Raw genomic sequence first — 12,079 nt, forward strand, 5'->3', positions numbered from 1 at the left:
AAATGCCTAGACTTGGGAACCCGGCCGATCCGTCGGCCGCCGGCAACGAATACCTGGCCATGGTGCTGCTGGTCGATGACCAGGCCATCATCGGCGAAGCCATCCGCCGCGCGCTGGCCGGCGAGACCGATATCGACTTCCACTATTGCGCCAACCCGGAGGACGCGGTGGCCGTGGCGGAGCGCACGCAGCCGACCGTGATCCTGCAGGATCTGGTGATGCCCGGCACCGACGGGCTGACGCTGGTGCGCCGCTATCGCGAGAACGCCGGCACGCGCGATATTCCGATCATCGTGCTGTCCACCAAGGAAGAGCCCACGATGAAGAGCGCGGCGTTTGCCGCCGGGGCCAACGACTACCTGGTCAAGCTGCCCGACACGATCGAACTGGTGGCACGCATCCGCTATCACTCGCGCTCGTACCTGAACCTGCTGCAGCGCGACGAGGCCTACCGCGCGCTGCGCCAGAGTCAGCAGCAACTGCTGGAGACCAACCTGGAACTGCAGCGCCTGACCAATTCCGACGGCCTCACCGGGCTGTCCAACCGGCGTTATTTCGATGAATACCTGGGCGCCGAGTGGAAGCGCGCCCAGCGCGAACAGACCCAGCTGGCGCTGCTGATGATCGACGTCGATGCCTTCAAGGCCTACAACGACACCTACGGGCACGTGGCGGGCGACGAAGTGCTGCGCCGCGTGGCCTCCGTGATCCGCGACAACTGCGCCCGGCCGGCGGACCTGCCCGCGCGCTTTGGCGGCGAGGAGTTCTCGATGATCCTGCCGGCCACATCGCCCGGCGGCGCGCGCCTGCTGGCCGAGAAGGTGCGCCGGTCGATCGAGACGCTGCGCATCGCGCACAGCGGATCGCCCACCAGCGGCTTCGTGACGGTCAGCATCGGCGGTGCCGTGATCGTCCCTGACAGCGACGGCAACTTCAGCCGACTGGTCGAGGCGGCCGATACCGGCCTGTACCAGGCCAAGCGCAACGGCCGCAACCAGGTGGTGATGGTGTAGCGGCCCGGCGCGGCGGCGGGCAAAAGGCGCGCGTGCGGGCATGGCACGCATTCTGCAGAACAAACGGTTCCCCAATACGTCATGGAACGCAAAGGAGGCGCCGTCATGCCCGATCAGTCCCCACCGAAGCCAACCTCAGCGACGACCGTGCCTACGGGCCAGACCACGCCCCAGCACTCCGGCGACAATCCCAGCCAGGACCGCGCATCCGGCAGCAATCAGGACGGCACCTACGAAAAAGCCGTGGCAGACCGCCTTTCCGGCCGCCCCGAGCGGCTGGGATCGCCCAGCGTCGGCAACGTCGTATCGAACGCCGGCAAGACGCTGACCACCAACCAGGGCCTGCAGATTCCCGAGGATGACGACTCGCTGAAGCTCGGTTTGCGGGGCCCCACGCTGCTGGAAGATTTCCACCTGCGTGAAAAGATTACGCACTTCGACCACGAACGCATCCCCGAGCGGGTGGTCCATGCGCGCGGCGCGGCAGCGCACGGCTATTTCGAGCTGACCGAGTCCATCGAGGACTACACGACGGCCGAACTGTTCACCCGCGTCGGAGAAAAGACGCCGGTCTTCGTGCGGTTCTCGACGGTCGCTGGCTCGCGCGGATCGGCCGACCTGGCGCGCGACGTGCGCGGCTTTGCCACCAAGTTCTATACCCGCCAGGGCAACTTCGACCTGGTGGGCAATAACATCCCCGTATTCTTCATCCAGGACGGCATCAAGTTTCCGGACTTCGTGCATGCGGTGAAGCCGGAGCCGCATAACGAGATTCCGCAGGCGGCGTCGGCCCATGACACGTTCTGGGATTTTGTCTCGCTGCAGCCCGAATCGATGCACATGGTGCTGTGGACGATGTCGGGCCGCGCCATTCCGCGCAGCTTCCGCACCATGGAGGGCTTTGGCGTCCACACGTTCCGGCTCATCAATGCCAGGGGCGAGGCCACGCTGGTCAAGTACCACTGGAAGCCCGTGGGCGGCGCCCATTCGCTGATCTGGGACGAGGCGCTGAAGATCAATGGCAAGGACCCCGACTTCCATCGGCGCGACCTCTGGGAATCGATCGAGATGGGCCAGTACCCCGAATACGAGTTCGGCGTGCAGCTGGTGCCCGAGACCGACATGCTCAAGCTGGGCTTCGATCTGCAGGACCCGACCAAGATCATCCCCGAGGAACTGGTGCCCGTGAAGCGCATCGGGCGGATGGTGCTGAACCGCAACCCGGACAACTTCTTCGCCGAGACCGAACAGGTGGCGTTTCACCCGGGGCACCTGCTGCCCGGCATGGACTTCACCAACGATCCGCTCCTGCAGGCGCGCCTGTTTTCGTACATCGACACGCAGATCACCCGGCTGGGCGGTCCCAACTTCCACGAGCTGCCGATCAATCGCCCGCTATGCCCGGTCCACAACAACCAGCGCGACGGCTTCATGCGGCAAACCGTGGTGCAGGGCAAGGAAAGCTATCAGCCAAACTCGGTCAGTGGCGGCTGCCCGTTCCTGGCCGGCGACAAGGACGCGTACCGCCACTATCCGGCGCCGGCCGAAGATGGCGCGGTCAAGGCGCGCGTGCGCAGCAATACGTTTGCCGATCACTTCTCGCAGGCCAACCTGTTCTGGCGCAGCCAGTCCGACGTGGAAAAGCAGCAGATCATCGACGCCTACAGCTTCGAGCTGTCCAAGGTGCAGGACCCGGCCATCCGCTCGCGCGTGGTGGGGCAGATCGTGCATATCGCGCAGGAGCTGGCAGACGGCGTGGCGCAGCAGCTGGGCATCGCCGTGGAGCCGGTCGGGCCGGCGGTGCAGATCAACGACTATGGCGTGCAGACATCGCCTGCGCTGAGCCTCGACGCGCAACCCAAGGGCGACATCACGGGCCGCAAGATCGCGGTGCTGGTCAACGACGGCGTGGACGATGCCGCGATCCAGTCGCTGCAATCGCTGGCTGAAGGGCTGCGCGCCAGCGCGAAGATCGTCGGCCCGCGCGCCAGCAGCGTGACCACGGCAGGCGGCGCCGCGCTGCCGGTGGACTATGCACTGGCGTCCGTCGGCTCGGTGCTGTTCGATGCGGTCTACGTGCCAGACGGCAAGAACCCGCCGGCTGACCCCGATCCGCGCGCGTTGCTGTTCGTCAGCGAGGCCTACAAGCACTTCAAGGCGGTGGGTGCCGGCGGTAGCGGTGCAATGCTGGTGGCCGAAGCCGCGCGGCGCGCCGGCATACAGGGCGGCTTTGCCGGTCCGGGCCTGGTGATCGGCAAAAGCGAGGATGCCAAGACCCATCAGGCGTTTCTCGACGCGGTGGGCCAGCACCGCTGGTGGCAACGGCCCGATGCGATGAAGATTCCGGCCTAGGCGGTGCGGCTGACCGGCCGGCGTTGCACCCGGCCAGGTCAGCCTGTACGCGCGGTGTCCAGATGGGCCAGGCGAGCGGCTTCGCGCAGGCTTGCCACAATCTTGTCCAGCGCCGCGTCGCGCGCCTCTGACGATCGCTGGCGCAAGGCGAACGAGGGGTGGTACGTCACGACCACCAGCATGTCGTCGCACGCAACAGGTGCGCGCATCAGTTCCGACAGCGTCACGCGTTTCCGGTGGAGTACCGACCCGGCGGCGGTAGCGCCCAGCGCCACGATGGCCTTGGGGCGCACCTGTGCGATTTCCCGTTCCAGCCACAGGTGGCAGGCCTCGACTTCAAGCTGCCCAGGCGTCTTGTGCATGCGGCGCTTGCCGCGCAGTTCGAACTTGAAATGCTTGACGGCATTGGTCACGTAGACGGCGCTGCGCAGCACGCCGGCCCGCGCCAACGCCTCGTCCAGCAGGCGCCCCGCGGGCCCGACAAAGGCTTCGCCCCGGAGGTCCTCGTCGTTGCCGGGCTGCTCGCCGACCAGCATCAGCGGCGCGTGCGCAGGCCCCTTGCCCGGCACGGCCTGCGTGGCGTCGTGCCAGAGGTCGCAGCGTCGGCACGCATTCAGGTGCGCCGCATCGGCAATCGGGATGTCTCGCTTCGCCGCCATGCGCAGGCCTGTACCGTCAGCTCAGGTTCAGGGTTCGCTCCGAGGGCGCCGTGGATGCCGATTGCCCGGACGCGGCCCCGTTATCGACCCGGCCATCGCTACGGTCGTGGAGATCTTCACGACGCTGCACGCGGATGCGGTTTTCGACATCCTGCACCCCGAACACATCATCGGCGATATCCTCGATCAGGTGCTTTTCATAGCGGTCCTCGACCATGCCGGACAGGGTCACGACGCCGGCGGCCACCTCGACCGACACCTCCGACACATCGACGCCATCGTGCAGGGTCAGCCGCTCGCAGATTTCGTCACGGATCAGGTCGTCGGCGCGCTGGTAGTTTTTCGGGCCGGCATGGCGCGCGGCGCCGATACGCGCGGAATTGACCTGCTGCGTGGGATGCGCGCGGTAGCCGGGATCGCGGGGATACACGCGCTGGGCACCGTTGAATGACTGGCCACCGCTGTCGCTGTTGCCAAAGTACCCGGCACCGCCATAGCCGGGCTCATCGTGGCGCTGGTCGCGGTCGCGGTGCGCCTTGGCACGCCAGCTCTCGGCGCCGGACGACGCACGGGACTCGCGGCGCTGCGGTTCGGTATCGCGTGCCGCATCGCGCGTGGCTTCGTCGCCGGCAGGGTCATGCCTGTGCCGGCGCAAAAAATCGAACATGATCCGCTCCTCATGGTTGCCGATATCGTGGCTGGCGCAAGAAGCATGCCGTGCGCACCGGGGTCTGCCCGGTTACTTCGGACGCGGCGGCTTCAGGTCTTCGCCCACGGCGGGCAACCTGCCCTGCCGGCGCAATGTGACGGCCTGCGCCACGGCAGCGGCGGCATTCTCGACCTCCTTCTGCACGCCCGTATCCGCGTCGAGCGCCCGGTGCGACGTGGCATAGGGAGCGTAGTACCCGATAAAGCGGTCGAGTTGTGCCTGGGGACCCGCTTCGAGCAGTCCCATCCAGTTCAGCCAGTCCGACAGCGACCGGCGCACGCCTTCGATGCCCGCCACGTCACCATGCACCACCACGCCGAAGACGCGGCCCGCCAGGTGCTTGGGATAGTCCCAGCCCTGCAGTTCCAGCGCCTTGGCTTCCGGAACCTTCTTGCCATGCGTGCTGCTGGGATCGGGGTTGCCGCCATCGGCGCAGACCAGCCGGTCCATCATCAGCTTCAGCGGACTCGCTACCTGATACCAGTAGGTCGGCGTCACGATCAGCACGCCATGCGCGCGGGCCCAGCGCGGATAGATCTCTGCCATCCAGTCATTGACCTGCCCCAGCGAATGGTTCGGATAGCAACTGCATGGCCAGTGACAAAGCGGCATCGACGTGGAGACACACCCCTTGCAGGGGTGGATATGCCGGTCCGGATCGGACGTCAGCAGGCTCAGGTCCAGCGTGTCGACGGTCATCCGCAGGGCTTCCATCCTTGCCCGGGCGATGCCGGCCAGGCGCCACGATTTGGAGATCTCGCCAGGACAGGTGTAGTCATTCCTGGCCGCGCCAACCACGAGCAGCACACGCGATGGGCTGGCAGGATCGTCATGCTCGCGCTGCGCATCGCGCACGGCATCGCGCGACTGGCGCCATTCGACGGACAGGTCGTAGTCCGGATCGGCCGCACCGGGGCCTGCCTTCGCGGTCACGGGTGCCTTGCGCCCCTCGCGGTAGGCATCCCACGCGATGGCTTCCAGCCGGTCGATCGCGGCGTCCTCGGTCCGGAAGGCGGGGTCATAAAACCGGGCGCGAAAGCGTTCGCGGAACACCTCGCGCGGCATCTGTGCCGTGACCTGCCCCTTGCGCACGTCCTGCGCGGCCTCTGCGTGGGGGGCCTGCCGTTGCTTGTCCGCCATCGTCCGGTTACTGCGGCGGCTGGCCGTTCGACGCGCTCAGGCCGCCGTCCACGGGCAGGTTCACGCCCGTGATGAAGCGCGCATCGTCGCTGGCCAGAAAGGCAATCGCCCCGGCGATATCGTCCGGCTCCGCCGTGCGTCCCAGTGCGATGCGCTCGCGAAACTTGTCGAGCAGCGCCTCGTCCTTGAACATGTCGACGGTCAGGTCGGTGCGCGTCAGCGTGGGACACACCGCGTTGATGCGCACGCCATCGCGGCCATAGTCCAGCGCCAGCGCGCGCGTCAGATTGACCACGCCGCCCTTGGCCGCGTTGTAGAAGCAGAGCTTCCAGTCGGCGCCAAGCCCCGACACCGACGCGGTATTGACGATGCAGCCCTTGGTGCGGATCAGGTGCGGCAGCGCTGCCCGTGCGCCGAAGAACACCCCGTCGAGGTCGGTCGCCATGACAGTGCGCCAATCCTCCACACTGGCTTCCGTCGCACGGCCCTCAGGCGCCACACCGGCGTTGTTGACCATGACATCGAGTTTGCCGAAGCGATCCACTGCGGCGCGGACCAGGGCTTCCACCTGGTCGAGCTGGCTCACGTCGGTCACCTGTACGAGGCGTTGCGCGTTCGGCAAATCGCTGGCCACCCGTTCGAGCTTGTCGCGTGTGCGCCCTGCCAGTACCACGGCCGCACCCTCCGATGCAAACCTGCGCGCGGCCGCTGCGCCGATGCCCGAGCCCGCACCTGTCACGATCACGACCTTGTCCTGGAACCGGTTCATGGTGTTCCTCCCCGGTGCCGATTACCGCGCGCCACCGCCGGCGCCGCCCGCCGCGCCGCCACCCGCGCCGCCACCAGACGTGCCGCCCATCCCGCCGCCCGAGGTGCCGCCCATCCCGCCACCGGAGGTGCCACCCACCCCGCCGCCCGAGGTACCGCCACCCATGGTGCCGGTGCCCGTGGCGCCACCCGTCGTGCCACTTCCCGCGCTGCCGCCCGGCACGCGTCCGCCCGGCGTCATGCCCGTTCCCGGTGGCAGGCCAGTCGGCGTATCGGTCCTGCCGTCGCCAGGGTTCACGCTGGAAGTACCGGGCCTGCCGGCAGTACCCGGCGTTCCCGGCGTGCCGGGCCTGCCCACGGTACCCGGCGTCCCCGTCGTCCCAGGCATGCCCGGGGACGGCGTCGCGCTGCCATAGTTGCTGCTGTCAGTGGGCCCCGTGCCCGGGCGCGTATTCGGCGCGCCATATGGATTGCCCGAGTTCGACGGATTGGCGCGGCCGCGCTGGCCCGCCTGATTTCCGGCAGCGTTGGAGCCGGTACCGCCGGGCACCGTCGTCGCGCCGGGCGACGTCGAACCGGCGCCGCCACCGGTGCCCCCTGCACCCACGCCGCTGCCTGTCTGCGCATATACGGCGCCCGTGCACAGCACGACTGCTGTCATCGCGATCAGCTTGCCTGATTTCATGCCTTTTCTCCCAATCGGTGGATGAAAGATCTGCACGATCCTCGCAACGCCCATGCCGGGTGACGGGCCGCTCCAGCACGCCGTGCCTTCAAGCGTCAGATCCCGCCTTTGCGCCACCTGCCGTCACCCGCCGGGGCCGGCAACGCAGCGTCGCCGGCATGTGGCGCGTGCGGTGCCGCAATAGACCATTGGGTAGTAAAAATCTCCGCCCGATCGTCAGATGTACGTGCAACGGCTGCATCCGTGCTCTGCGTCGTGCCTTTGCGGGCTGGCACGGTCGATGCGTCGACTAAAGCCCTTCGCAACCCATGCATGAGGAGCGCAACCATGAGCGACACGACACCGGAAGGCGTGCAGCTGGAGAACCCGGCCGGCCCTGAAACCAGCGCGCCGCTGACGAACCATCGCTATGGCGGCCACAGCGGCGTGAGCGACGATCATCGAAAGCGCCAATACGAGCAGGCCATGCCTGCGCATCTCGATAACGCTCCCACGCCCCGCTATTCGCCGTGCGGCACGACGGAACCAGCCGGCATCGAACAGCACGGCATGTACGGCACCGCGCCGCGCCCGGCCGCGCCGCCCACCATGGCCGAATCCACCCGACCATTGCCCGGGCCCGCTTCTCTTGGCCAGTACGACAACGTCGACATGCAGGCCATCGCGCCACGCAGCGCCATCCAGCAGCGCGAGGTGCTGGACGAGCGCCTGGCCCAGTGGGTCGATCCCGGCACCGTCAAGGCAACGATCTCGGACGGCGTCTGCGTGCTGACCGGGCACGTGCACGACGTGCAAACGAAAGCCCGGATCGGACGCGTGGCGCAGGAATGCCTGCCGTCCCATGAGATCCGCAACCAGCTGGAACTAGCCGTTACCGGATAAGCAGTCGCCGGGCGACGCAAGCGGCAGTCGGTGCCAGTGACATCGACGGGCACGCTTGTTGCGCCACGGTGGTTTCCGATGGCACATCACAGGAGACTGCAATGGCATCCAATCTCTCTTCCTCCCAGGGCGCCGGCATCGTCGGTTCGGGCGTGGGCGAAGGCCCGGGCCCCGAAGTCATGGCCGCGTCTAGCCTCGACGACACGAAGGTCTATGCGTCCGATGGCGAGCACGTGGGCGAGATCAAGGAGATCATGATCGACGTTCAAAGCGGGCGGGTCGCATACGCCGTGCTGACGACTGGCGGCTTTCTTGGCATTGGCGATACGCTGCATGCGATTCCCTGGAGCGCGCTGGTCATGGACACCGACGCGAAGTGCTTCCGGCTTGGAATGACCGCCGACCGCATCAAGAACTCCCCCGGCTTCAACAAGGACAGCTGGCCGAGAATGGCCGATCCGCAGTGGGCCACCACCGTCCACCAGTATTACGGCCGCGACCCGTACTGGACCAATGTGGGCGGCCCCGTCTGACCTTCGCCACCGGATGACGCGTCGCGCCGACTGCCACCGCGCATTCGTACCACACGGGTGCGCGGCGTCGGCGGGGGCGCGTATCTACCCGCGACTGCACGCCTTACAAACCGGTGATTCAAAAGCCGGCGCGGTAGCCGCCGCAATGTCCGGGGCACCGAATGGATACCCCCGCTGATCGCCGCCGAAACATGGTGGCGCTGCAGCTACGCCGGCGCGGCATCGTGGATGCCCGTGTCCTGCAAGCCATGAGCGACGTGCCGCGTGAGCGGTTCGTCCCCGAGGCGGCCACGCCGAGCGCCTACGACGATGCGCCGCTTGGCATCGGACAGGGCCAGACGATCTCCCAGCCCTATATCGTCGCGCGCATGATTGAAGCGGCGCGCCTGTCGCCCGCTGCGCGCGTGCTGGAGATCGGCACAGGGTCGGGCTATTCGGCCGCTGTGACCGCGCGCGTCGCGGCCCACGTTGTCTCCGTGGAACGGCACGGTGCGCTGGCGAACGCAGCGGCCGGACGGCTCGCGGCGCTCGGTATATCGAACGTAGAGATTCACATTGCGGACGGCACGCTTGGCTGGCCCGCGGGCGCACCGTACGACGCCATTATCGCCACGGCGGGAGGCCCCCGCATCCCGGATGCATGGATCGAGCAGCTGGCACCGGGCGGCGCGTTGATCATGCCGCTGGGCGCCCTGCATTCGCAGCAAACGCTGGTGCGGCTCGTTCGCGAGGCCGATGGACGCATTACGCGCGACGACCTCGGACAGGTCATGTTCGTGCCGCTGATCGGCGAGCAAGGATGGGAGGACCCTCGCGCGGGCAACATGAGCCCCGCTGCGCGGGCGTTCGCCGATGCGGCGATCCCGCTTCCCGATATCGACGCCCCCGACTTTGCCGATTGGATCGACCGTTTCCGCGATTGCCGCGTGGTGTTGCTGGGCGAATCGTCGCACGGCACGTCGGAGTTCTATCGCGCCCGTGCCCGCGCCACGCAGCGGCTCATCGAACGGCACGGCTTTACGATCGTTGCCGTGGAAGCGGACTGGCCCGACGCCGCCTCCATCGACCGCTATGTGCGCCAGCGGCCGCCGCCGTCCGGCGCCCGGGCCAGCAGCGGCATCGACGCGTTCGCGCCGTTCTCGCGCTTCCCTACATGGATGTGGCGCAACCAGGAGGTGGCGGCGTTCGTGCAATGGCTGCGCGGCTACAACGCGCAGCGCCCCGCGCCAGACCAGGCGGGCTTTTTCGGGCTGGACCTGTACAGCATGAAGGCGTCGATGGCGTCGGTGCTGGCCTACCTCGACAGGATCGACCCCGCAGCGGCGGCCGAGGCGCGGCAACGCTACGCCTGCCTGGACCCCTGGCGGCAGCAGCCCGCTGTCTACGGTCGCGCGGTCCTGTCAGGCGCATACTCGGCATGCGAAGACGCCGTGATCGCGCAGTTGCAGTCGCTGCTGGCCCAACGCATCGACTACGGCACCCAAGGCTTCGAAGACTATTTCGACGCGGCCCAGAACGCGCGGCTCGTTGCGTCGGCCGAACAGTACTATCGGCTGATGTACTACGGTGCCGCCGCGAGCTGGAACCTGCGCGACACCCACATGTTCGATGTCCTCACCCGCCTGCTCGACGCACACGGCCAGCACGCCAAGGCGGTGGTCTGGGCTCACAACTCGCATATTGGCAATGCGGCAGCCACCGCCATGGGCACCGACCGCCAGGAACTGAACATCGGGCAACTGTGCCGCGAGCGTTTCGGAACCCGCGCAGCGTTGATCGGCCAGGACACCTATGTCGGCACTGTGGCGGCGGCCTCCGATTGGGATGGTCCGATGGAGGTCAAGCGCGTGCTGCCCGCCCGGACCGACAGCTACGGCTTCGTCGCCCATGAAGCCGAGGTGCCGCGCGCATTCGTGGATTTGCGCGGCAATGTGGCGTCCTCCAGCGCGGCGCTGCGCGCGGCCTTGATGGCGCCCCGGCAGGAGCGGTTTATCGGCGTTATCTACCGTCCAGAGACCGAACTGGTCAGCCACTATGCACGCGCGGTGCTGCCAGAACAGTTCGACGGGTGGGTCTGGTTCGAGGAGACCTCGGCCGTCACGCCCTTGCCCGTGGACCAGACGCCCGGCATGGGCATGCCAGAGACGTGGCCTTTCGGCCTCTAGCGCGTCCCCCGCAGGCCGGCGGATGCATCGATCGCGCGACAACTCGCCCAGCGTTTGAAACGTACGCGCGTGTGTCAGCTTTGCAACCAAATTGTCGGATTCCTCCGACAGCCATTTCGGAGCCCCGCGTCTGTTTCGCCTGTGGCCGGATGCCTATCGTGTCATCACGGCAAGCGCAATGACACAAGGCTGCCAGCTGCAACCCGCATCAACGATTGCCGAGCGCGGCGCGCATCGCACGCAACGACGCATCTTCCTTGGTACGCACCGCGACGTCGGTGCCGGGAGATTCTGTCGTCGCAGGCATGTCTGGCTCGCTCCCTGAACTTCAAACGGAAACGAGGTGAAAGCATGACGCAATTCAGGAAAAGGATCATTCTGGGACTGGCGCTGGCAACGACCGCCGTACTGGCGGCCTGCGGCGGTGGCGACGACGGCATCGATGACCGCATCGGCGTCAGCAAGCCGGCGGTGCGCGTGATCCATGCAGTCACGGCAGGCCCCAATGTCGACGTGCTGCAGAATGGCGCGAAGACGTCGTTGACGAACATCCCGTACAAGACAGTGTCGGGCTACTTCGACGTCTCGACGGGCAACAACCTGTTCGCCTTCAATCTGACGGGCACGTCGACGCAGATTGGCTCGGCCACCGTGGATGCGCACACAGGCCACAAGTACACCGTGATCGCCCTGCCCGGCACCACGACCGCCGACGTGGCGCAGATTGACGATCCGTATGGCAAGGGGCTGCTTGATACGTCGGCGCGCGTGCGGACCTTCAATGCGTCGATCAACGCGCAGAACATCGACGTGTACCTGACCACGCCCGCGGTGGATCTGAACTCGGTGTCGCCGAACATGGCATCGGTTCAGTACAAGGCCGCCGTACCAGCGTCGGGCCAGGACTCGCAATATGTGGATGGTGGCACCTATCGCCTGCGCATCACTACGGCGGGCACCAAGAACGTGATCTTCGACTCGGGCGCGCTGACCATCAGCAAGAACGCCGACTGGCTGATTACCACGATCCCGGCCGATGGCTTTGGCGCCGTGGTGCCGAACAAGATCAAGGTGCTGGTGGCCCAAAGCAACACCAACAATGCGACGGCCCAGGAACTGGTGACGCAGACATCGTCGCAGTAACGCCAGACCTGCGCCGGTCCTTTCGGCAGC

At 66.9% G+C, this 12,079-nt stretch carries 11 protein-coding genes; 6 read left to right on the forward strand and 5 right to left on the reverse strand.

Going from position 1 to position 12,079, the window contains the following annotated elements; genetic code table 11:
* Window positions 1-2: 2 nt before the first annotated feature.
* Together AC3FJ6_RS15910 and AC3FJ6_RS15915 are read left to right on the forward strand one after the other, a co-directional pair.
* The gene (locus AC3FJ6_RS15910) at window positions 3-1,013 is read left to right on the forward strand and encodes a diguanylate cyclase (protein WP_488772787.1); all 1,011 of its coding nucleotides are present in this window, start codon (window positions 3-5) and stop codon (window positions 1,011-1,013) included.
* Between the two features lie 105 nt (window positions 1,014-1,118).
* Window positions 1,119-3,365: a catalase gene (locus AC3FJ6_RS15915; protein WP_488772788.1), complete on the forward strand. Its 2,247-nt coding sequence runs from the start codon at window positions 1,119-1,121 to the stop codon at window positions 3,363-3,365.
* A 38-nt stretch (window positions 3,366-3,403) separates the two neighbouring features.
* Here the strand turns inward: AC3FJ6_RS15915 and AC3FJ6_RS15920 are convergent, their stop codons facing one another.
* From AC3FJ6_RS15920 to AC3FJ6_RS15940, 5 genes are all read right to left on the reverse strand, one after another.
* Window positions 3,404-4,024 (reverse strand): UdgX family uracil-DNA binding protein, encoded by a 621-nt coding sequence (locus AC3FJ6_RS15920; protein ID WP_488772789.1) that lies wholly within the window; start codon window positions 4,022-4,024, stop codon window positions 3,404-3,406.
* 16 nt (window positions 4,025-4,040) lie between these two features.
* On the reverse strand, window positions 4,041-4,691 hold the full coding sequence (locus AC3FJ6_RS15925) for a BON domain-containing protein (RefSeq protein ID WP_488772790.1): 651 nt from the start codon (window positions 4,689-4,691) through the stop codon (window positions 4,041-4,043).
* Between the two features lie 72 nt (window positions 4,692-4,763).
* The gene (locus AC3FJ6_RS15930; RefSeq protein WP_488772791.1) at window positions 4,764-5,873 is read right to left on the reverse strand and encodes a flavodoxin family protein; all 1,110 of its coding nucleotides are present in this window, start codon (window positions 5,871-5,873) and stop codon (window positions 4,764-4,766) included.
* Window positions 5,874-5,880: 7 nt separating this feature from the next.
* Entirely contained in the window at window positions 5,881-6,642 is a 762-nt protein-coding gene (gene budC / locus AC3FJ6_RS15935; RefSeq protein WP_488772792.1) for a meso-2,3-butanediol dehydrogenase, read from the reverse strand.
* A gap of 21 nt (window positions 6,643-6,663) precedes the next feature.
* Window positions 6,664-7,326 carry a hypothetical protein gene (locus AC3FJ6_RS15940; RefSeq protein ID WP_488772793.1) on the reverse strand — a complete coding sequence of 221 codons (663 nt, stop codon included), beginning with the start codon at window positions 7,324-7,326 and terminating at the stop codon, window positions 6,664-6,666.
* Between the two features lie 327 nt (window positions 7,327-7,653).
* Between AC3FJ6_RS15940 and AC3FJ6_RS15945 the strand changes: the two genes are divergently transcribed.
* The 4 genes from AC3FJ6_RS15945 to AC3FJ6_RS15960 all read left to right on the forward strand — a co-directional run bounded on the left by AC3FJ6_RS15945 (window position 7,654) and on the right by AC3FJ6_RS15960 (window position 12,049).
* Window positions 7,654-8,208, forward strand: coding sequence for a BON domain-containing protein (locus AC3FJ6_RS15945; RefSeq protein WP_488772794.1), 555 nt, complete (start codon window positions 7,654-7,656; stop codon window positions 8,206-8,208).
* A gap of 101 nt (window positions 8,209-8,309) precedes the next feature.
* On the forward strand, window positions 8,310-8,741 hold the full coding sequence (locus tag AC3FJ6_RS15950) for a PRC-barrel domain-containing protein (protein WP_488772795.1): 432 nt from the start codon (window positions 8,310-8,312) through the stop codon (window positions 8,739-8,741).
* A gap of 161 nt (window positions 8,742-8,902) precedes the next feature.
* Window positions 8,903-10,906, forward strand: coding sequence for a protein-L-isoaspartate(D-aspartate) O-methyltransferase (locus AC3FJ6_RS15955; RefSeq protein ID WP_488772796.1), 2,004 nt, complete (start codon window positions 8,903-8,905; stop codon window positions 10,904-10,906).
* 351 nt (window positions 10,907-11,257) lie between these two features.
* Window positions 11,258-12,049: a DUF4397 domain-containing protein gene (locus tag AC3FJ6_RS15960; RefSeq protein ID WP_487522754.1), complete on the forward strand. Its 792-nt coding sequence runs from the start codon at window positions 11,258-11,260 to the stop codon at window positions 12,047-12,049.
* Window positions 12,050-12,079: the final 30 nt, after the last annotated feature.

Source organism: Cupriavidus sp. 94F1 (assembly GCF_057798875.1).

Coding starts and splice junctions, on each gene's coding strand:
- AC3FJ6_RS15925 (WP_488772790.1), bottom strand. CDS start 4,691: ATGTTCGATTTTTTGCGCCGGCACAGGCATGACCCTGCCGGCGACGAA.
- budC (WP_488772792.1), bottom strand. CDS start 6,642: ATGAACCGGTTCCAGGACAAGGTCGTGATCGTGACAGGTGCGGGCTCG.
- AC3FJ6_RS15920 (WP_488772789.1), bottom strand. CDS start 4,024: ATGGCGGCGAAGCGAGACATCCCGATTGCCGATGCGGCGCACCTGAAT.
- AC3FJ6_RS15955 (WP_488772796.1), top strand. CDS start 8,903: ATGGATACCCCCGCTGATCGCCGCCGAAACATGGTGGCGCTGCAGCTA.
- AC3FJ6_RS15930 (WP_488772791.1), bottom strand. CDS start 5,873: ATGGCGGACAAGCAACGGCAGGCCCCCCACGCAGAGGCCGCGCAGGAC.
- AC3FJ6_RS15940 (WP_488772793.1), bottom strand. CDS start 7,326: ATGAAATCAGGCAAGCTGATCGCGATGACAGCAGTCGTGCTGTGCACG.
- AC3FJ6_RS15915 (WP_488772788.1), top strand. CDS start 1,119: ATGCCCGATCAGTCCCCACCGAAGCCAACCTCAGCGACGACCGTGCCT.
- AC3FJ6_RS15960 (WP_487522754.1), top strand. CDS start 11,258: ATGACGCAATTCAGGAAAAGGATCATTCTGGGACTGGCGCTGGCAACG.
- AC3FJ6_RS15950 (WP_488772795.1), top strand. CDS start 8,310: ATGGCATCCAATCTCTCTTCCTCCCAGGGCGCCGGCATCGTCGGTTCG.
- AC3FJ6_RS15910 (WP_488772787.1), top strand. CDS start 3: ATGCCTAGACTTGGGAACCCGGCCGATCCGTCGGCCGCCGGCAACGAA.
- AC3FJ6_RS15945 (WP_488772794.1), top strand. CDS start 7,654: ATGAGCGACACGACACCGGAAGGCGTGCAGCTGGAGAACCCGGCCGGC.